The sequence below is a fragment of the Rossellomorea aquimaris genome (genome assembly GCF_008180865.1).
GTDB classification, from domain to species: domain Bacteria; phylum Bacillota; class Bacilli; order Bacillales; family Bacillaceae_B; genus Rossellomorea; species Rossellomorea yichunensis.
In genome coordinates, this window is record NZ_VTEX01000002.1 from 517,611 (window position 1) to 538,339 (window position 20,729).

The 20,729-nt window shown below is 42.0% G+C and carries 16 protein-coding genes; 3 read left to right on the forward strand and 13 right to left on the reverse strand.

The annotated features are described in order from the left end of the window. Together FZC88_RS10200 and FZC88_RS10205 are read right to left on the reverse strand one after the other, a co-directional pair. Positions 1–1,551: an AMP-binding protein gene (locus FZC88_RS10200; RefSeq protein WP_148994726.1), complete on the reverse strand. Its 1,551-nt coding sequence runs from the start codon at positions 1,549–1,551 to the stop codon at positions 1–3. A gap of 301 nt (positions 1,552–1,852) precedes the next feature. Continuing rightward, positions 1,853–3,229, reverse strand: a complete 1,377-nt coding sequence (locus tag FZC88_RS10205; protein ID WP_148994728.1) for a sigma-54 interaction domain-containing protein — start codon at positions 3,227–3,229, stop codon at positions 1,853–1,855. A gap of 393 nt (positions 3,230–3,622) precedes the next feature. Here FZC88_RS10205 and FZC88_RS10210 point away from each other — a divergent pair, with 393 nt between their 5' ends. Further along, the gene (locus FZC88_RS10210; protein WP_187443573.1) at positions 3,623–3,904 is read left to right on the forward strand and encodes a hypothetical protein; all 282 of its coding nucleotides are present in this window, start codon (positions 3,623–3,625) and stop codon (positions 3,902–3,904) included. Between the two features lie 32 nt (positions 3,905–3,936). Then, positions 3,937–4,569, forward strand: a complete 633-nt coding sequence (locus FZC88_RS10215; protein ID WP_148994730.1) for a hypothetical protein — start codon at positions 3,937–3,939, stop codon at positions 4,567–4,569. A gap of 88 nt (positions 4,570–4,657) precedes the next feature. Here the strand turns inward: FZC88_RS10215 and FZC88_RS10220 are convergent, their stop codons facing one another. From FZC88_RS10220 to FZC88_RS10235, 4 genes are all read right to left on the reverse strand, one after another. Then, positions 4,658–4,966 (reverse strand): hypothetical protein, encoded by a 309-nt coding sequence (locus tag FZC88_RS10220; RefSeq protein ID WP_148994731.1) that lies wholly within the window; start codon positions 4,964–4,966, stop codon positions 4,658–4,660. Between the two features lie 61 nt (positions 4,967–5,027). After that, positions 5,028–6,380 carry a replicative DNA helicase gene (locus tag FZC88_RS10225; protein WP_262371854.1) on the reverse strand — a complete coding sequence of 451 codons (1,353 nt, stop codon included), beginning with the start codon at positions 6,378–6,380 and terminating at the stop codon, positions 5,028–5,030. Beyond that, complete coding sequence (locus tag FZC88_RS10230; RefSeq protein WP_148994734.1) at positions 6,331–6,645, reverse strand: hypothetical protein; 315 nt, start codon at positions 6,643–6,645, stop codon at positions 6,331–6,333. The genes FZC88_RS10225 and FZC88_RS10230 overlap by 50 nt, the downstream gene beginning before the upstream one ends. Then, on the reverse strand, positions 6,642–7,484 hold the full coding sequence (locus FZC88_RS10235) for a hypothetical protein (RefSeq protein ID WP_148994735.1): 843 nt from the start codon (positions 7,482–7,484) through the stop codon (positions 6,642–6,644). Before FZC88_RS10235 ends, FZC88_RS10230 begins: the two co-directional genes overlap by 4 nt. 247 nt (positions 7,485–7,731) lie before the next feature. Here FZC88_RS10235 and FZC88_RS10240 point away from each other — a divergent pair, with 247 nt between their 5' ends. Beyond that, positions 7,732–7,947 (forward strand): hypothetical protein, encoded by a 216-nt coding sequence (locus tag FZC88_RS10240; protein ID WP_148994737.1) that lies wholly within the window; start codon positions 7,732–7,734, stop codon positions 7,945–7,947. A 144-nt stretch (positions 7,948–8,091) separates the two neighbouring features. On the opposite strand, the gene FZC88_RS10245 is transcribed toward FZC88_RS10240, so the two are convergent. From FZC88_RS10245 to FZC88_RS10275, 7 genes are all read right to left on the reverse strand, one after another. Next, a complete protein-coding gene (locus tag FZC88_RS10245; protein ID WP_148994739.1) occupies positions 8,092–9,318 on the reverse strand; it encodes a DUF819 family protein in 1,227 nt (408 codons plus the stop codon). Between the two features lie 158 nt (positions 9,319–9,476). Next, positions 9,477–10,019, reverse strand: coding sequence for a hypothetical protein (locus tag FZC88_RS10250; RefSeq protein ID WP_148994741.1), 543 nt, complete (start codon positions 10,017–10,019; stop codon positions 9,477–9,479). Between the two features lie 93 nt (positions 10,020–10,112). After that, positions 10,113–11,468, reverse strand: a complete 1,356-nt coding sequence (locus FZC88_RS10255) for an McrC family protein (protein ID WP_148994742.1) — start codon at positions 11,466–11,468, stop codon at positions 10,113–10,115. Position 11,469: 1 nt separating this feature from the next. Further along, the gene (locus FZC88_RS10260; protein WP_148994744.1) at positions 11,470–14,043 is read right to left on the reverse strand and encodes an AAA family ATPase; all 2,574 of its coding nucleotides are present in this window, start codon (positions 14,041–14,043) and stop codon (positions 11,470–11,472) included. A 277-nt stretch (positions 14,044–14,320) separates the two neighbouring features. Then, positions 14,321–15,340, reverse strand: a complete 1,020-nt coding sequence (locus FZC88_RS10265) for a restriction endonuclease (protein WP_148994745.1) — start codon at positions 15,338–15,340, stop codon at positions 14,321–14,323. Between the two features lie 62 nt (positions 15,341–15,402). Then, complete coding sequence (locus tag FZC88_RS10270; protein WP_148994747.1) at positions 15,403–17,877, reverse strand: restriction endonuclease-like protein; 2,475 nt, start codon at positions 17,875–17,877, stop codon at positions 15,403–15,405. 2 nt (positions 17,878–17,879) lie between these two features. Beyond that, positions 17,880–20,444, reverse strand: coding sequence for an MrcB family domain-containing protein (locus FZC88_RS10275; RefSeq protein WP_148994749.1), 2,565 nt, complete (start codon positions 20,442–20,444; stop codon positions 17,880–17,882). Positions 20,445–20,729 lie beyond the last annotated feature (285 nt).

Consider the following 20,729-nt stretch of genomic DNA (forward strand, 5'->3'; position numbering starts at 1 on the left):
TTAAGCATGGCTAAATTGATTTCTTAAAAGAAATTTTTGAACCTTACCGGATGGCGTGCGCGGCAATTCTTTTACAAATATGACCTTTCTTGGCTTCTTGTAGCTGGCAAGCTGGTCTTTACAGAAATCAATAATTTCTTGTTCTGTAAGATTTGCTCCCTCATCTTTCACAACAACAGCGCAAACAGCTTCGATATATTGAGGATCAGGAATGCCAATTATGGAGACCTCCCTTATGCCGTCAAGCCGGTATATCACATCCTCGATTTCAGCCGCATATATATTCTCTCCGCCGCTTCGGATCATATCTTTTTTCCTGCCTGCAATTGTGAGGTAGCCATCCTGATCGAGTTGGCCCAAATCCCCTGTCCGGCAAAAACCATTTACGAACGTTTTCTGTGTGGCGTCAGGTTTTCTCCAATAACCGGCTGAAACGGCAGGACTCTTAATGGCAATCTCCCCAACCTCACCTGGAGGGAGCGGAATCCCATTTTCATCAATAATATGAATCTCAGTAAGAGGCAGAGGCTTGCCAACCGTATGACCTTTTGTAAAAACATCCTCGGGATTTAATGAAGCTGCGATCGGCGTTCCTTCTGTCAGTCCATAAACCTGAACTACCCCTATATGCGGGAATTGTTCTTTTAATTTTTCAAGGGCCCAGGGCATGAGGGGATCTCCCCCTGTGTAAATGGTTTTCAATTCTTTCAGCTGATATTTTCCAATATCCGGATCATTCAGCATTTCATAAATCATAAAGGGGAATAAAAAACAATCGTTCACACGCTCCCTTTCCATCACTCCAAGGATTCTCCCTATCTCGAATCCCTGGCTTTTTGTGATGATAACCGTTCCGCCCATCATCAGAATGGGAAGGGCGATATCTTCCATTGCCCCCACATGGTAGAGGGGTCCGGTCGTCATGCCAATCTCCTGACCGGTAAAGTTCCACTTTAATGCCTGCATCGCTGAAAACCAAAAGGTCGTTTCGTGTGTCCAAATCGCACCCTTAGGCCTGCCGGTCGTTCCCGAAGTATACATAAGCATGACCGGTTCGCTCAATTTGATGTTTTCAGACCTGAGTTCGTCTGTTGACCCATTTTCTAAAACTTCCCAGCTCTCAGACCAATTTGGAATTTTCTCGTCTTTGTTCGGAAGGCAAATATACCGCTCCACAGGGACTTGGCTGTGAACTGGTTCCAGCTGACTGGCCAAATTTGAATGGAAACAGAGTATTTTTGTCTCTGAATCGTTAAGCAGGTATTCAAATTCCTTGCTTGAAAGCCGAAAATTCAGTCGGACAGCAATCGCCCCAATCTTGGCAGCAGCGAAATAAAGACCGAAATATTCCAGGCAATTATAGAGCAAAATTCCAACGCGATCCCCTTTTCCCACACCCATTTCGCGAAGCTTATTTGCATAAACATTTGATATCTGATGAAGATCCTTGTATGTCCACGAATTTCCCGATTCTTCTTTAATTGCGATTTTGGAAGGGTTTTGAAGGTTCAAATCTTTCGCCATTCTTCTTGTAAAATATCCGATATCCAATAGATTCCCTCCTCAAGAATGTAAGCGCATACAATTATGTGTATTCTTAAATGCTTTCCTCCTTTTTCTTTCCATTTAATAAACTTGTTGCAAGATTCGTGCCAAAAAAGCTAATCTACTTTTCACTTGATTTTTCTGAATTATTAACTAAACAAAAGAATGTTCTTTCCGGTTTCTCAGAAAACACGTTTACTTTTTAGAATTTTCAAATTATTTATTAATTATTAAATCAAGTAACATCTTATATTTTTGAAAAAAGAAAAAAACCCGGAACTTCGGAAAAGATTCCGAAATCCCGGATTTATTCAAGAGGATTAGTAATATTATATTTTTTAATTTTATCATATATGGTGGAATTCCCTATCCCAAGCGATTCAGCAGCCTTATTTTTATCATATCCGCACCGCCTTAAAGCCCTTTCAATTGCTTTCTTTTCTGTTTCTTCTATAATATCCTTCAGACTTCGTTCTTCCATCTTGCTGGTTTGGCTTTTCATGTAATCCGGCAAGGCCTCAATTTCCATTTCCTCGCCATCTGATAGATGGACACCTGCATAGATTACATTTTCAAGCTCCCTAATATTCCCAGGCCAGTCATATTGTTCGATGATTGAAAGGACTTCTGGACGTACAGATGTGACACGCTTCCCAATACGGGCAGTTACTTTTTTAAGAAAATGTTCAACAAGTAAATGGATATCCTCTGTTCGCGCTCTTAGCGGAGGAATGAAAAGCTGAACAGCATTAATCCGGTAAAATAAATCTTCACGGAACAGTTTGTCTTCGATCATTTTTTCCAAAGGACGATTCGTTGCAGCAATCACACGGACATTTATCTTTTTCGGCTTCAGCGATCCCACCGGCTCGAATTCTTTTTCCTGCAGGACACGCAACAGCTTTACCTGCATGTGCTGAGGCATATCTCCTACCTCATCCAGAAATATCGTCCCGCCAGCCGCAAACTGAAACTTTCCGATTTTCCCTCCCTTTTTCGCGCCTGTAAAGGCACCTTCCTCATAACCAAAAAGCTCTGATTCCAGCAAATGTTCCGGAATAGAACCGCAATTGACTTTTACAAAAGGCTTATCACTGCGCTCACTAAGTTTATGTATGCTCTGGGCCAGGATCTCCTTTCCGGTTCCGCTCTCTCCCCTGAGCAGTACGGAAATATCCCCTCTGGCGACTCGTTTTACACGCTCTTTTAACTCGGTAATCTCCCGCGTTTTGCCAATTAAATCATGCAATGAATATTTAAGTCCATTTTCGGTGTCCCATTCATTGCGGTAATAATTGAGCTCTGAGAGGACACTCTTTATATGACTGTTCATTTTCTTCCAATCATCAAGGTCCCTGAAAATGATCGTCCCGACCGCCCCCAGGATTTCATTGTCTTCGATAATGGGAATTCGATTGGCAATCACGAACTCTCCTCTAAGCAGCTGCAGATCCGCAATATCCTTTTGCCCTGTCCGTGGCACCAGATGCATTCTCGTATTTTCAATCACATTTGTGACATGCTCGCCAATCACCGCATTCCGGTCTGCCTCTAAAAACTCACAATAGTTATTGCTTATGTATTGGATAATCCCATTGCAATCGACAATGACAATTCCGTAATAAGTACTTTCAAAAATGAGGTCAAGCAAGTGGTTATTAATAAATAACTCGGTACTTTTCATATGTTAATCCCCCCTCTTCTTTTCTTTCTATCCTTTATAGTAGCACGATTTATAAGGTGAAAGTATAAGTGAATAGAAAATTCTAAAAAATCAGAAATAGTGAAGAGGCAACCGAAACATGTACCTCGGTCTACTTTCGGTTAAACCGGGACGGTTCTTGTTCTACTTTTCACGGTGAACCAAGCTGTGCATGGAAGGATACTAGATGGTGTGTTTTTTTGTAAAATGAGAAAAGTAGCGTCGGAACTGTCCCCACTCTACTCCTACTCTCCTTTTCTAATAAAACCCTACTATTAAACCAGTATTTATCTTAAAATAGAACTACTGTGCTGTGCATCCAACCTGGGACAATGTACCTTACCCCTGTCCTGTCCCGCAAAGAGAGGTGAAATGATGAAAAGAAAGATTAGTTTGTTGATATTTTATCTGCTTCAAGTTATTTTTTCACTGTTGATTGCAGCGTCGATTGTGCTGGGGTTTTTCAGCCATTTTTACTATTTTTTTGTTGTAGCCGCGTTGCCTGTTGTCTGGCTTGTCCTCGATATCATTCTATTGAACTCCATCCGGCGTCGTTGGGGCTTACATCTGGTGATCGGACTGACGCTTGCTTATGTGGTGTTCAGGTATTCCGTCAGCATTTTCTTTATGATGGGCGCCAAGACCCTTCCATTTTAAATTTCAAACTCAAACCGGATTGGAGGTAAACCATGATTAAATCACCCTTATTATTAGCAGCATCATTCGTTCTGTTTCTCACTTCGTTCCTCTTGAGATTCCCGTTTACCTCACTAAAAGCACCTGAAATGGAAATCATTCTGACGAGACATCTCAACCTGGCCTTTCATCTCTCCATACTTTCACATGTATTGATGATTGCGAGTGTGACCGTGCTCTGGTTCGCTCTGAAAAAATTCCAATTGCTCACTGTGATAATTGCTTTTGTCTTTGTCCTGTCCTCCCCGGCACTAGCCGTGGACTTCTATCAGCAATTCATGGCAAAAGGGGTTGAAAAGGTAAACTATATCTCGGACGATAGCGTATGTATGTTTGACGTCTCGGACTGGGATAACCCCAGGACCATGACGGCCGACTGCGAAATGACATTTGAGAACACCGGCAATGAGAATCTGACATTCACATACAGCTTCGATGAGAACAACTATAAACCTGTACCTCTACTTAATCACGAGGCACCGTTCCACGCTGAATTAAAAGCAAAAGAAAAGAAAACCATCCGCTTCAGCACCATGCTCAAAGCTCCCGAGGGAGACGACGGCCACATCGGAGGCGTCCAAGGACCGCGCATTATCTTGTATACGGGGAATGAATCGAAGGAGTAAAAAACCAAGGGGACATGTACCTCTTCCCACTTTACGAAATTAGGAAATAATTCCACGGGTCCTGTCCACGTGGATTTTCCTTTCCTTTTCATCCACACAAAACCTCAAAACCCAACCAACACTTCACCCAACTCCCCCCACTAACCCTCTCCCTCCCAATCAATCCCCCATCCTCCACCACACCCAACATATCCATCATCACCGCAAACGGCACTTCATACCCAGACAAAATCCCAGCTTCCTGACACCCCTCCCACATCTCCCTATAACTAATAAACGCATATCCATCTTCACGCCTCACCCGGCCATCATCCAACAACCCCATCACCACCCCATACACCTTCAAACTATCAATCTGAAACTCTGACACGTTCTTCGCATACTCCGTCACCAACATGCCAATTCCTCCCCTTTTCATCATTTACTCCCGAGCCAAGGGACCTGTCCCCCCGGCTCACTCAAACCGAACCAACAGAACCCTCCCCCTGCATCCATCCACCCCGAAACCGCCCAAACTCCTTCACAAACTCCAACTTCACCGTCCCCACTGGCCCATTCCGGTTCTTCGCAATCTTCACTTCCACTTCCTGCCCGTTCTTCGAATCCGAATAGTAGTAGTCATCCCGGTACAAAAACAACACCACATCTGCATCCTGCTCGATATTCCCCGAGTCACGCAGATCCGACAGCCTCGGCCGCTTGTCATCCCTGGACTCCACTCCCCTCGACAACTGGGACAACAGAATAATCGGTATCCCAAACTCCTTCGCCATCCCCTTCAGCTGCTTCGTAATATGTCCAATCGCAAGATCATGCCGGTCAAACCGCTCCTTCACCGTGATCAGCTGCAGGTAATCAATCACCACGAGAAACGGCTCCGTCGGGTACTCCCGCTTCAGATTCATGATCCGCTGTCTGATCTCCGGCAGGGTGATCATCCCATTTTGCGAGAGTTCGAGCTTCGCCTTGTACACCGCGTTCATGGCCCCATGCATCCTCGGCATCTCGTCCTTCGTCAGATACTTATAGGGATTCTGCCATTTCATCATGTTGATATCCGTGATGCTTGAAAGGAGGCGCTGCATGATCTGCCTGGAGCTCATCTCAAGGGAAAATACCATGCTCACACCTTTCTCCCGGGTGCATTCCCAAGCAAGCTGGATGGCAAAAGCGGTCTTCCCCATGGAAGGTCTCGCTGCTAAGATGATGAGTTCCCCTTCCTTCCACCCTCCCGTCAGCGCATTCAGGCTCTCGAATCCCGTCGAGACACCGGGAAGTCCGTCCCTCTCCATGTAAAGAGATTCATAGAGATCCATGATGATGTCGTCCTTCGTTTCTTCGTCTGTGATCGTGTTGGTATGCATGTCTATAAGTGCTTTGTAGAGGCCCTGTGCGGATTCCGGGGTGTAGGCGTTCAGGAAGTGATGGGCCGAGTTCTTGATGAGGCTCAGTTCGTAATACTTCAGGACGATCTGTTCATACTGCTCGATGTTCACCGTCGTCGGGCAATAGTTGGCAAGGGCCAGGAGAAACTGGACCCCTCCGACATTCTCAATGTCATCACGGAGCTCCTCCACCACCATGACCAGATTGATCTCGAGCCTCTTCTTCTGAAGCCCCTTCATCGCTTTAAAAATCAGGCGGTTCTTCACCAGACTGAAATGCTTCTCCTCAAGGGTCAGTTCATCCAGGACACCAGGCTCCATAAGAACAGCTCCAATGATCATGCTTTCCGCTTCATGCAGCTCGCGAAGCAGCTGTTCATCGTGCCCAGGGTGGTGCAGGTCGTGTCCACTCGTTTCGTCGTTCATCCTCAATTCGTTCCGCTCCTTCTTTTTCCCAAATGTGAATGGTTTGTAGTATTGTCGTTTCTTCCACCGGCTGTTCATACAGCTCGGCAATCGTCGGCATATAGTGGCTCACTTTGATATGGGCTTCAATCCGCCTCTTCACCCCATGATAATCACAGTTCTGCAGGTGCTGGAACCAGATCGCCGCCGTGTCATGGGTGAGCTGTCTGTGAGGGAAGGCCCCCTGGATCACCTTGACCAGCTCTCTGAACTCCCCGAACGTCATGCCTCCGTCACACTCTCCTCCAACCCGTCCAGCATCTTGTCCAGATTCCGCATCGAAACCTCAGGAGGCAGATACGACTCAAGGGCCTTTTCCAAATACCTGGGGCTGTTGATCGTCAGCTTCGGGTTGATGCTCTCCTGCTTATCAAACTGCTCGTCCATAAACGTAATCAACTCGGCTGTCGACATCTCGTTCAAGCTGATCCGCTCCATCGCCACCTGGTCCATCGGTGTCAAGAAGAACCCTCTCCCCCTCCTGCCGACGAAATGTCCGATCAGTGCCCGAAGCCTTTCCTCATCAGCAGCTCCTTTGTTGTTGTTCTCTAAGATCTCTTCTTTCTCTAAGTTCTTAAGTCTGTTTTCACAACTCATTCGCTCCTCCTTCATATCTGATTCACGTGCCGAGGACAAAGGGGTACCAGCCCCCTCATCAGGCTGGTCACCAGTGGATTCATCATCCCCTTTTCCTTCCATAGGGAATCCCATCCACTTCAAATACTCCCCACACAACGGATCCTTCACAGGTCGAACCGTAAAGATAAACCCGTGCTGAAACTTCTCCGCCTTCAACCAGTCATACTTCTCCAACCGCTTAATCGAACGCTGGATCCTCGACGCCGTATACGCATCCTTCTTCTTCCCATTGTAAAACCACAAATCCTCCTGCAGCTTCCCGATCGACCTGACGTACTGCCTCTCCCCAAGAACCACATCCCCCACCTGAACCCCGGCTGTGTGAGTTGCATGTAACAGAATCCATACATACAACCTGATATCCTCCGGGTGATGAAAAATTTCCGTATCCACCATGACTTTTTCTAGTTTTCTCCATCCACTCATTTGAATCACTCCTGTTTCAGTTTGTATTCATCTTTTATATAGGGGGAGGGGAATGAAATGGACACCCTTGGGAGAAATTTTTTATAAAAAAAACACTCGGATGGGGTCCGAATGTTTAAAAGAGGGTTTGTGAATGTATAAAAGCTTCTATGTAAGGTATCAGTATATATGACAAAATCTCCTAAACTTCATTCTTAATATCAGATGATTTATAATGTACATAAATAAATTAAAGTTGGTGATGTAAATGGAACCTATAAGAATTGATCAAGATGATGTGAAAAAAGCAATTCAATCGGGGCATTCATACATCCAAGTCGGCAAACGAAAGTACTTATTAATGGAAGTAGAAGAAGTCAGTAACGATGACGGTTATCAAGTGACAGACCCTGATGAGGAAAAACAGTTATTGAAGGCATTGGAGGAAGATAATCCGATTCTTTCAGAAGAAGAAATTAAGTAGATGTTATAGAGAGTATATGAGAATGAGTTCATCCACTCCTGAACCGGTCTAAGATCAGAGTAATGACCATATAAAAAAGATCCACGCCTTCCATAAAAGGAGTGGATCTTTTCCTGGTTAAGAAAATAATCATGGCAGAGCCTATCACATTAAACTCGAAAACCACAATCCAAGTGTCGTCCCAATATAATTCCCAATAATATACCCCAACGTCCCTACCACAAGAATCGGTCCAATCAAATCCTTCCACCCTTTCGCAATAGCCATCGCAGCAGCGGTTGTCGGCCCTCCGACATTTGCATTGCTGGCTAGAAGGATCTCTTCAAGGTCATACTTTAATAGCTTTCCTGCAGTCAAAGACACAGCCAGGTTCACTACGACAATAATGAACACAAATACGAGCAGTAGCGGAGCATTTTGGACAATGAGGGGGATCGATGCCGGAATACCAATCACCACAAAGAACAAGTAAATGAGGAACGTACCGATCTCCTGGCTTCCATTAATCGATTCAAAATACTTTGGAAACAGGGAAAGTGCCAGGAATGTTAATGTCGTCAACATTAAGTATGGGTCGCCGAACAAACCATTCAACAAATTGAGGAAGAAAGACGTCTCCTCACCGGAAGGAATCACTCCGTCCAGGAATTCTGCGATTTTAAACGAAACCATCACGAGCAGGAAGGCAGTCCCTACAGACAACGCAATATCCTTTAGAGAAATATCCTTTCGCTCCCAAAAACTTTCCGCGAGTGTCTTTCCCTCTTCTCTCATACTTCCGCTTTCCACTTTTTCCACATGCGGTGCATTAAAGCGTTTTCTGAAAAAGCTCATGGCCGGAATCATCATTAGCACGATGAAATAAATGGCCATCATTAAATTGTCTGCGACCACGGCAGAAGAAACCATTTCCCCAGGCGCTTCGAACTTTGCTGCCATCGCTGCAAAGTTGACCCCGCCACCAACATAAGAGGCACTAAGCATGGCGCCAATCTTATCAAGGACCGGGATATGATCCTTCAATAGTAAGAAACTGATGATCACCCCTGCAACCGTCCCTATGGAGCTAATCAAGAAAAGAATGAGCAGCCGTCCGCTTTCCTGCCAGATCTTTTTAAAGTTCACATGGAAAAGCAGCAGCGGAATGGCGAGAGGAATGATAAATGTCCAGACAGCATCATAAACCGGCGATGCTGTAGGAATAACTCCCGTATTTGATAGAATAATAGCACCTATCAGCGCAACAATGGCACCAGAAATCTTCGCTGCCCAATTGTAGCGTTGTTCTAAGTAGATACTTGCTGAAGCCCACACTACAATGATTCCCCATAGCGTTATATAATCATCTGCTTTAATTAAAGTCTGCTCCAAAACATTTCCTCCTTTTTACAGTTTTTCTCACTATCAATATAGTACCTGTATTAGGTGGAAAATTCAAAATATTATCGATGGGGATTGACAGAGGGGAGGGTTTCCTTGACTTCGTATATATAAAGAAAAAGCATCCTAAAATAGAATGCTTCACTAAATCATCTTAATCTTTCTTCAATCGTCAAAGTTGGAAAGTAGTCTCCGTAATCATTTGTTTCTTTCTCCATACGGTTCATACTAACTGTTCCAATATTTGAATATGTAATCGTAAGGATTTCCCAACCCTCATGGTTCAATAATTCATCAGATAATTGACTATATCTGTTTACGGCCATATCCTCTCCAGAGAACATTTCATTTGGTGCTAGATCAATCGTTGCTTTGATTTCTCCATCTACAACAGAAACATCGGATAATACATCGCCTTCTCCGATTGAATAATAGTCTATGATTTCCTTTATTTTCTCTTCCGTGAGTGGTTCTGGTGATTCTACTTCCTGTATTGCTTCTTCTGTTACCTCTTCTTCCACTACTTCCTCAGGTTCTTCAACTGGCGGCTCATTCGTTGACGTATCCTCCACTTGAACTTCCTCATCAACAGGTTTCTCTACTGGTTGTGGTTCATTGTTTATTGTTTCTTCTGAATTACACGCAGCTAATAATAGTAGAGTAGCAGACAAAATAAATAGTAATTTTTTCATAATAATTCCCTCCCCGAATCATTATATGGGAGGGAAGGTTCTAGAGCAATCAGATTTCGTTTTTTTATTATCTAAATATAATGCACCACTCCGTCACCTCTTAACCTCAGTAAGCGGATAATACTCCTTTTCCCCTATTCCTCTCTCCATCATTCTCTTAATATAATTCACTTCATTCTCCAACTGTTCTAACTTATCATCACTCACTTCATAACCTTCGACGAGGGCGTCCAATTCATCTGGGTAGTGGAATACATACTTTCTTCTTCCAACATGATACTCCACCCGAAAGTCTTTCATCTCCTGGTTCCATTTATAATCCGTGATGCGTATGATATGACTAGTGTACTCAGGATAGATAGAAATACTATCAAAAACCTTATCAATTTTAGCTTGAATTTCATCTTTCTTGATACCGTCTTCTTCATCAACTACTGCCATCAAACTTCTATGAATCTCTTTCCAAGAACCATCCAAATCCACCGTCATCACTTCCATCCAGACATTCTCACTCCACTGATACTTCTCATCAAGACACGTTCCATTCGTGGGATAAATCAATATCCCCCTGAGTTGAAGCTCTTTCTTCTGGTGCATCAAGTATGTAAACAGCTGATACATGTTATGGCTGTGAAAAGTAGACTTCCCGAAATGCTCTTGAAATGCATTCTTATAAAATTTAGCGTCAATGATGATTTTCTCCAAACCATTTTGATGGGTGAGGGAAACATCCGTTTTCATCTGTGGCAGGAAGGACGTGTTTCCTTCAAGCCCCCACTTTAAAACTTCCGACGCCACTCGATAATCCTTCTGTTCAATTCGGTAAAAATGAAACAGGAACTTTTCAAAGATGCCATTCAAGGCTTTTTCATCTAGTTCCGCGGAAAACAAGCTCCACTTCCCTTGTTTGTGAGACAACAACCTAAGCTCAAATAACATCTTAGCGAGGTGAATCATCCGTTTGTAATGCACATTCTGTCTTCCAAAATAAATCTGGGAAAAAATCTTTTTCGTTAGTTGGATCTCCCCAACCTCATGAAGATAATCCAATTGCATGAAACTCTTCTTTCGAGTCTCTTTTTTTACATATCGATTCACACAGATTGACTGCAGCGTCGACTTCATCACTTGATTGAGCAGGATATCAGGTGAATACTCATCCTTTTCACAAACAAGTACCGGTTTTCTCCCGACGAGGTAAGGAATGGATTCATTGATTAGTATTCTGCCAGCCAGCCGGTTGGTCACTTCCTGCTTCTCCACATAATCCTTGACGAACCCCCGCCGGTGAAGCCATCCCACTTCTCTGATGAATTGATTGACGATGAAGTCATACGTGATCAGATCCTCATCCACATCATTCAGACTCTCAATCAGCTCCGGCATGTCATTGACATAGCTTAGAAGGCAGAACAGATTGCGGATTGGTACTTTGAACATCTGGTCCATCTTACAAACCTTCTACCAGAGAGGTGAAGATTTCCGGCCGGTCAAAAAAGTACTCTTCCAAAAGCGGTTGGATCTCAAACATGAGAACTCCTTGATACCAAGCTTCTTCATCCATCTCCTCAGGCTTTCCTGCAAAGAAGGAATGACCGATTGCATACCCCGCACCAAGTTGAAAATCCTTCACAATCTCATCATTGATTTTTGTGACGGTATTCGTGATTCGCTGCATCATGGCTACTGATACTCCTGTCTCCTGAACAGCTTTATACCACTTTTCATTAAAGGCAGGTTCAAGCGTGATAAAGGCAAAACGCCGGCGAAGGGCAACTTCCAGCTGTGCGAGGGAACGGTCTGCCGTATTCATCGTACCGATCAAATACACATTGGAGGGCACCGTAAACTTTTTCTTCGAATAGCCCATCGTGACATACTCATCCCGCTTGTCACGCTCAATTAGCATAAATAGCTCGCCAAACACCTTGGACAGATTCCCACGGTTAATTTCATCGATAATGAAATAATAATCCTCACCCGGATTTTCCAGTGCCCGCTGGCAGAAATCATAGAACACCCCATACTGAAGAGAAAAGCCATGCTTATCCGGCCTGAACCCCATCACGAAATCTTCATAAGCATAATTCTGGTGGAACTGAACCATCTCGATCCGTGAAGAATCCTTTACTCCCATTAGTGAGTAGGCTAAACGCTTGGACACAAAGGTCTTGCCTACTCCCGGAGGTCCTTGCAGGATAATGTTTTTCTTGTAGCGCAGAAGACTGGTGATTTTATTGTATTGGTCGTCGTCAATGAAGACTTCTTCAAGGAAATCTTCTTTTGAGTAGGGTTGAAAGACTTCTTCAGTTTCTACAGGTATTGCTGAAAGAGCCTCTTTTAAATTTGGTTTTAAAATCCATTTGAAGTGGCCATTCTCTTCATTTTTGCCATTAAACAGTACGCACCAGTAACAACTTGACCCATCTTCATTCTTAACAGAACCGATCCCTGTAGATCTCAAAACTCGTTTTGCTAATTGAACGACCGGGGTATTGAAAGATGAATAATGTCTTCCAAGAGCTGCTGCCAACTGAGTAGGCGTAGCACCGCCACCTAACTCATGCATTTTTTGCAGGTATACTAAATCACTTTTCATAAATACCGCTTCATCCTGTAGAAGTTCCAGCCACATTTCAATACTAAGGTTATCTTCGTAATAATACTGAATATCCAAGCTTTCCTCTTCCACTTGAAAACCTTCTCTGTCCACTTCTTTAAATAAAGTCAATATATTCACCATTTTCTCGTGAAGCTTGTCGTAGGTAAAAGAATCGATATTCGTCTCCCTATCAAAATCTCCCTCTCCACTCCTCGGATGCTCAGATCCAAAGAGCAAGCCATATCTAATACCCTTTTCATCCACCGAAACAAACAACTGCGGAGCCGTCTTATGACTGATATGCCCTTTCTCATAAACCGCCAGCCAGCACTCCGAGCATCCGAAATTTTGATTCCAGTTAAAGCCGTTTAGCACCTTATCTTTAACCAGCTCGAATTCCTTGAATTCTTCGATCTTCCTTAACGCCTCATGAATCTTCCTCTGTTCCTCCTGTACCTTTGCTTTCTTATCGGCATAGTAAAGCTGAAATAAGATCGTGAAATCATTCCATGAATTCAGGATATTCGTTTCGTATTTCACCTTCACTTCGTTCTTAATTTCTTCAAGCTCTTCAATTGTCACAGAACCGAACTCAATAATCTTGTCAATGACCTTGGATTTGATCAAGTTGACCTTCTGAGAATTTTTGTACTGGCCTTTCAGAGTTTGGAGACTTTCCGAATCAAACTTGGAGAGAGTGTCCAGCAACCTTTGAGGGTCCAACTTGTAGCTATGCAATTCAGTCGCTATACCATATAAATAATCTACTGCACTTTCCACCTTGATTTGATCATATTGAGTACTGCAAAAGAAGAAATCTTGGATATCAAGAATCGTCATATCCACGTAGCTCTCCATTAAATGAGCCAGGGAAATCTCACACAATTGTAAATAGGTCTGATAATTTGACCCAACACTCGAAAGCTTCAAATCAATTCCGTAAGACCGCTTCAAATCCATGAAGACTTCCTGCTTATACAATGGATATTTAGTATAGTCGAGTGCCGCCAGGATATATCCGAATAAAGGAGCCCCCAAAGATATAGTAGAATTGAATTCCTTCCCCTTCTCCCTGAAAGCTTCAATCCTTTCCTCCAACGGAGCAGAGGAATAAATCAATTCATTTAATAGGTCAGCAACCTCACTTGGCCGCTCCTCCGCATACTTCACCAAATCCGCTGTATTGCTCCAATGAACAAAGCTCCCAGCAGTCGGATTCTCCTTCTGCAGCTTTCTCGCAATATCCACAACCGTGTATTCAGTGATATCCTGTTCACCCATAAAATTGTTTAAACGAGACAGAATCTCTTCTTTATATGACTCGTCGTAAAGGGAATTGTTCTTGAATTGCAGATAACGTTTGAAGGAAATATCTATGTATGAATCTTTTAAAAGTTGACGTTCCAGTTCTTGATTGGTCATGGAAGGCGCACCCCTTTGATTTTTAGTTAGTTTAGTAGGTTATAAACCTGATTTTACCAGTAGATGATTTAGAATGAAACCGAGCTTGATTTTATTATAAAAAAGAACCCTAACAAAAAATGTTAACGGGTTTCAAACCATATAAACTTATGATTAGTGTTCTTCACATCAAAACGAGCGCCTTTACCTTAATAGCAGGGAGAAAGATAAACACTATTAAAAAAGAGCACCCTTTTTCAGTAAAGGGTGCTTGATAATTATCTATATCTCGTGAAATTTATTCTTCTTTATTTAACATCCAAACCTTCTTCAATGGTATTTCAGCCTTAATATCATCACTCAACGAATCATAGTTCTCAAATAGTTGTTCAATAATCTTTGTAGAATCCCATAATCTCATTCTAAAAAATTGCTTTGGAATTTCTTTCTTTACTGAGCTTTTAAAACCACTCCATGAAACAAGCAATCCATAGTCAGCGTTCATATTACTCATTGTACCGATTAACTGATCCATTGTGGGTCTGTCAACAGGAGTGTCAGTAGTCTTTATTTGCACACAAATTTTTGGAGATCCAAACCCAAGTGTATCAGCTGCTGCTAAGATATCAACACCCTGGTCAGCACCCTCGGGACTCTTATATGTAGTAAATCCTTTTGCCTTTAATATCTCTTCAATTAATGTTTCCATTTTGTGTCCTTTGAACTTTTTAATAATATGTTCAGAAATTCTATCAGAGATGAATTCTTCTAGATCAGGAATTATTTCGTCTTCTGTTTCTTCAATTTTAGTTGGAATTGGTTTGTCTACTACTTTCCAGTTATTTTTATACATATTCTTTATTCGTTCTTCGGCATTATTTTTATGAATTTTACATACTGTCATAAAGGCCCCTAATGAATAAAGGATATCTTGCTCAAAATTATCCCGAGGAATATCTTGACCGAACCAATCAACTTCTCTATAGTGAAAATATGGACTTCCTAATTTTGGATCGTACGTATATTCACCTGTAATTTCCCCAAAATGAATAGTACGATTCATTTTACTTGGCAACGCAATCCAATCACCTTTTTTCATCCTATGAGCTATAGGATAGATTTGAGACGCCCAATTGACTGCAGTCTTTTGCTTTTCTAAATCATATTTTTCAACTAAATAAGAATATAGATCTTCTTTCTTATCCAATTTTTTAAGATTAATATCAAGGTCGTCCCATGTTAAGTACACTCGATTATCTTGTAAAAATTTATCCTCAAATTCCCCATTTGATCCAGCGCGAAATAACCAAATACTCAATACCTTCACTCCCAGTTCCATATTTAATTAATTATTGTTCTAGCTTATATCTAAATATTTCTTCAATTCTCTTCAAAAACAGCATCTTTAATTAACCGAAAAGCCATCCCTGGCTGCTTCCTCAACAACTCCAAAGAAACAACCTCCAAAACCTCACCATCCTGCAAAACTTCAATCCTTTCACTAACCCTATTCAACAACACCTCCACATGCCCAATCTGATAAGCCAAAACCTTCCGAGCACGATCCACCGAAACATCATCCAAACTAGTAAACACCTTACTAGTCAACCTCCTCAACATCCGCCAAAGCTTAATCTCCTCCCCAGACTTCATAAATAACTCCGGAAGCTCCTCAGACTGTTCCAACAATGACATCGTCGTCATCATATGCGACTGGATTCCGTATCCAACAGGCCTGATCATCTTCTTCAATGCGTGCCAGCTCTTCACCTCGAACTTTACCTTACCGTCATAAACCTTAATATCCTCGACTCTTCCAAAATACTGAATTCCATTCAAAGGACCAGCATCACTACTCGCTTCACTAGTCACATACAAGGCAACATACAAACTCTCCTGCCATCCCCTCTTTAAAGAGGATGAGTCCAGCTCAAAATACTTGCCCCTCTTATACTCCTGGTAATTCGACCTGTCATTGACCGTTCCAATAAGCACCTTCTCATCCAAAGAAGACTCCCAATGCTTCCAAGCACCAGTAGGCAGAACACCCTCCTCCTGCAGATCCTCAGGATTACTCTCCACCAACCGTTCTACTAATGTCTCCACCAGCACAGTAGAATTCGGCAAAAACGGCAGTCCCCCAATATTCACCTCATCAATACTCTTATAAAAAGGATGCTCTAAGTAAGCCTGCTCTTCATTCCAAGGAAATAGCACATACGCACCAAAAGAATACCGCTCATAGCTATCCCTCTCATGATGCTTCTTGACCAATGCATCACGATATCGATGCATCGTATTAATATCCTCTTCCAACGGTCCAACCTTTTCAGCCTGATCAGCTCCGAAACCGAAATCTATTCGATACTTCGCATCAAACACATAATGATAGTGATTATGAGAATACTTCTTCTCCACCTCAAGCATAATATCAGGCTTCTGCGTAACTGTAGGTACCTTCCCTTCCCTCTTTTGAAAAGAAAGGACAATCCGCTCCCCAGTCTGAGGATGGGTAAACACCTGCTTCGCATTCGAGGTTTGATCCAGATCAACGAATAACGCCCCATGACGAATCGCCACAACATCCTGATATTCAGGCACATACTTCGTTCTTAATATCTGTCCCATCTTCAGGTACGTCCAATACTCATAAAGCGTCGCGACATCCTTCACTGACATTTTGAAAAGCTCACCCTTAAGCATCAACCCTCTTGTCACGACAAGATAGATTTTATACGCATCTCGATAACCAATCTTTTTCTGGATCACCATGCTTGTGACCGTTCGATCTACCCTACTAATACCTTTCCAAAAGGGTTTATTCAAATAAGCCTTCAGGGTACCTTGCATCCCTTTGACCTTGAGCAGCAACTCTTCATCTACCTTCCGCTCATACCTACCAGATTGACTGCTTATTTTAGCAGCAAGATCCGCTACCTTATGAGTAAGCCGCTCCATCATCCACTTCACAAATCGGTTCTCTAACGTATCATAGGTAATCGTTTTTCGAGCATTTAACCCCTTAACAGGAAAAACAGGCTTATCATGCAGCACGAGACCATTATCTGCTTCCATAAACAACTGAGGATTGCTTCTTAAATGCTTCCTCCCCCTACTATCCAATCTCTTGATCCGTTCCCCTCTCACCATCTGATGCTCTGTTAGCAGCTGGTGATGAGGCTGTTCCTCAATCCGTTGAATCGACTTGATGAAGCTCTGAAAATAAAACTCAATCAACCGATAAAACTCCGTCAAAGAAGGATTCTCCGATAAATGATTAGAAGCCCCGAGAAACGTCTTCTTGATAAAATGAAAAGCTAGATTATACACTTCATCATTTACTTCCTCTAGCAGCTTACGATAATCATCCTTATAGCTTAATTTCGTTGGGAAAATCTCAAGCTTCACTTCAAGCAAGGTCTTCTCATGATGCTTAATCGAAAAGCTCGTATATCCCACTTCATTCATAAACTGCAAATTCCCCATAAGTATTGGATGGCTTCCTCTACCTACTGGTTCAACCGCATTCCTTAAACCTGGGTGCTCATGATAAAAGGTCAGGGTTTTATCTGTCTTGGGTGATATCACAATCTGATAGACTCCATTTTCAAAGAAAATAGGTGCAAAAGACTGCGCCTGCACTTCTTCAAGAGAATCCGTTTCCACATCATACAATTCAACCGATCGAACTCCCTCGCCGCTATAGGTAAAAGTCATCGCTTCCTTCTCAAGAGCAGAATGCTTCCGATACTGTGATAAACTCTCGAACCTCACATTATAAGGCATACCTTTGATATAAAGGGAGAAACCCTCGGTCTCAATGTACAGCAGCTCTTTCGTTTCCGATCCATTCATCCTTAACTACCCCAGAAAGAAGTGAAGCCATCATGCATGATTTTCGGGATCATATTAGACAGCTTTTCGGCTGATTTTGAAAAACGAGCTTCTTTCACGATCGAGGTTGTATTCATCTCATCCCACTCATGACTTGTACAGAACAGGAACAGCTTCTTCAGTGCTTCTTCTGTTTTCAAGTCGTTGCCTGTTAATCTTGGAAGAACCTTTTGAAGAAGCTGATAGTCAAAAGCGTCGTCAAACTCCATCAGCTGTCCTTCATTGTTATAAATCATGTAAAAGCAGACTTCATCTCGTACCCGGTAGCCGAAATGAGCCTTGATCGGCTCCAATATGGTATTTACCTCAACAAGGAGCCCAGTGACCTCTCTCACCAAAACCTCATGATCAAAGAAAGCATCCTTCAGATTTGAAAACCTTCCAGCCATTTGTTGATTATCTAAAGCTACTGGTTCAGCAATGGAATCCCTTGTTAAAAAACCAAAATGATCTAACACAACGTCATTGTATTCAATCGTATTCGCACGATCTAATACCTTTGGACTGAACGGATGAGTTGTCTCGTCCATGTTCACTGTCCCAATAATATAGAAATTGTCTCGTAAAAGAAGTCTCCCCACTTCCTCTTCCTCCACAACAGGAGCAGAAGTCAACTCTCCATTCTCACGATCACGACTTTCCATCACACTCAATAAGTCACTAAAATAGTATTCTACTCGCGCTAGATTCATCTCATCCAACAGCAAGAAATAAGGTTTATCTCGGTTTTCAGGCTGATTTGCTTCCATCAACACTTTTGTTAACGGTCCTGCCTGGAACTCTCCTTTAATATCCCTATATCCAATTAGATCCGATCCGTCACTCCAATCAGGTCTTACTGGGATCAGGGCAAATTGTCCATTTTCTGCTGTGGCACCAAGACTTTCAGCGAGCAACTGAACAATCTTCGTTTTCCCCGTTCCTGAAATACCAGACAGAATAACGAAGGGCTTTGTCTTTAGAGAAAGGTATAAGTTAATGATATCTTTGCAATCATAATAGTACCCTTTAGTAGAAATATAATCATGAATATGATCAATCAGTTTACCATCATTTTGAAACTCTACTTTGATTTCCTCTTCTTCAGGTAGAACCTCCTCTGTATCGTATTGAGTATTAGAATACTCTATGTATCTCTCATAATAAGCAATCATGCTCTCTAAATCGTCCACAAGCTCTCCTTCAGAAGGCATGTCATCTCTAAGATATTGTATGTAAGCAGCAGTGGATAAAGCATACCCCTTCGCTTTACTTGACTCACCAAGATATAAATCATTATCCTTCTTAACCGTAGCCTTCATTTCTACATGATCACGGATTTCCTGCTTACGCTTCAACATTTCTTCTTTTGTCGTTTCTGTTACTCCCTGTGCCAACGTTAAATAAAGTCTACTCATATCTTCACTGAATAAATAAACGATATAATAGCCTCTTTGAGTAGAAATAGTAATTTCTTTATTCATAATCGCAATCCACGGAACAGAAGCCCAGTTTCCTTGACCAACTGAACCCGTAACAGCATATTGTTCATTCAAACAATGCAGCTGTTTGAACTCTTTAGGTACATCATTTCTTACATATGATCCAAGCTCATTCCTCCCAAAAGGTTGGGCCTTAGCTGACACATAATTTTTCATGATATATAAGAGTTTTTCTCGTATCGACGTATTCACAATAAGGTGCTCCTTCGGTGTATTGACTTGAATATTCGGGGAGTACTCATCATCGATTAAATCTACATGTTGAAGCCATTTAAGGAGATTGGTCGTTCTTTCTTTGGCTACACTATCCACCATTAGATTTTCCCCAAGTGAATTCCTTACAACTAGTTTTCCTACCTCAATCAATGCGCTCTTTTTCTCGATTGGGGTTTGGTCTTTTAATAAGCCCAATATTTCAATCGCGATTCTAAAATACTCTTTATGTAAAATTTGTTCCCTTAATAGCTCTATCTTGTTAGATGATTGAATGTATTCATTGAAGAGTTCCTCGTTTTGATGTTGATCCTTATCCAGGAAACCTAACAATCTTAAGTCCTGACGTGCTCTTGACTTGATTCGATACTCATTACCTTCCAATTGCTCACTTAGTCTTTCAGGTTGATACTTACCCTCAATAACCTCCTCTAAAAAGGTCGTTACTTTATGGATTTGCTCATTCGGCAAGTCATCTGTTTTGAACTCAATGAACGAAATCGCTGTTTTTTGTACTTTCTCCACTACCTTTACAAAAGGCAGCCTAGCAAAGAAAGACATAATAAAAGAAGTTCTCCCCTTCGTTTTAACAAAGTCCTCTTTAGTAGCAACTCGTTTCGAGGAAAACTCTTCCCATGCTTGTTTTAGAAACTCAAAAGAAATAGATTCCATTAAAGTCGTTTTTTCTCCACGCTGGAACTTCTCCAATGATGACTCCGTTTCTACAAAAATCCCATTTTCATCTATCTTTCTTATGTAATTCCTCTTCTTCTGCGTTAACGTTTCTACTATTTTTGTTTGTTCTGCCAATGCTTTTATAATTTCTATTATCATAGTTGTCTCCTAAATAGTCATTTCCTCTAGTTTATCACAATTATTTCCATGTAATAAAAAAGCCTTCCAGCAATATGCAAAGAAGTCTTAAATACCTAATGATATAAAGCATCTACCTTAAACGGTTCTTCTTGTAACCCGTCCGCGTCATGCCTTAAGGTTATCGAGTTTAATTGAACTCATCCAATCAGTCCCCTACCTTAATCAGAAAGATCTTTTCTTCAAGTCCCCCATCCTATTCCGATTAATCTCCTTCTATGCAGATTCAATACTTCTTCTCCATTT

Coding starts and splice junctions, on each gene's coding strand:
- FZC88_RS10275 (WP_148994749.1), bottom strand. CDS start 20,444: ATGATAATAGAAATTATAAAAGCATTGGCAGAACAAACAAAAATAGTA.
- FZC88_RS10235 (WP_148994735.1), bottom strand. CDS start 7,484: ATGAGTGGATGGAGAAAACTAGAAAAAGTCATGGTGGATACGGAAATT.
- FZC88_RS10220 (WP_148994731.1), bottom strand. CDS start 4,966: ATGTTGGTGACGGAGTATGCGAAGAACGTGTCAGAGTTTCAGATTGAT.
- FZC88_RS10210 (WP_187443573.1), top strand. CDS start 3,623: ATGAAAAGAAAGATTAGTTTGTTGATATTTTATCTGCTTCAAGTTATT.
- FZC88_RS10250 (WP_148994741.1), bottom strand. CDS start 10,019: ATGAAAAAATTACTATTTATTTTGTCTGCTACTCTACTATTATTAGCT.
- FZC88_RS10225 (WP_262371854.1), bottom strand. CDS start 6,380: ATGAACGACGAAACGAGTGGACACGACCTGCACCACCCTGGGCACGAT.
- FZC88_RS10270 (WP_148994747.1), bottom strand. CDS start 17,877: ATGAATGGATCGGAAACGAAAGAGCTGCTGTACATTGAGACCGAGGGT.
- FZC88_RS10230 (WP_148994734.1), bottom strand. CDS start 6,645: ATGACGTTCGGGGAGTTCAGAGAGCTGGTCAAGGTGATCCAGGGGGCC.
- FZC88_RS10260 (WP_148994744.1), bottom strand. CDS start 14,043: ATGACCAATCAAGAACTGGAACGTCAACTTTTAAAAGATTCATACATA.
- FZC88_RS10255 (WP_148994742.1), bottom strand. CDS start 11,468: ATGGACCAGATGTTCAAAGTACCAATCCGCAATCTGTTCTGCCTTCTA.
- FZC88_RS10205 (WP_148994728.1), bottom strand. CDS start 3,229: ATGAAAAGTACCGAGTTATTTATTAATAACCACTTGCTTGACCTCATT.
- FZC88_RS10215 (WP_148994730.1), top strand. CDS start 3,937: ATGATTAAATCACCCTTATTATTAGCAGCATCATTCGTTCTGTTTCTC.
- FZC88_RS10240 (WP_148994737.1), top strand. CDS start 7,732: ATGGAACCTATAAGAATTGATCAAGATGATGTGAAAAAAGCAATTCAA.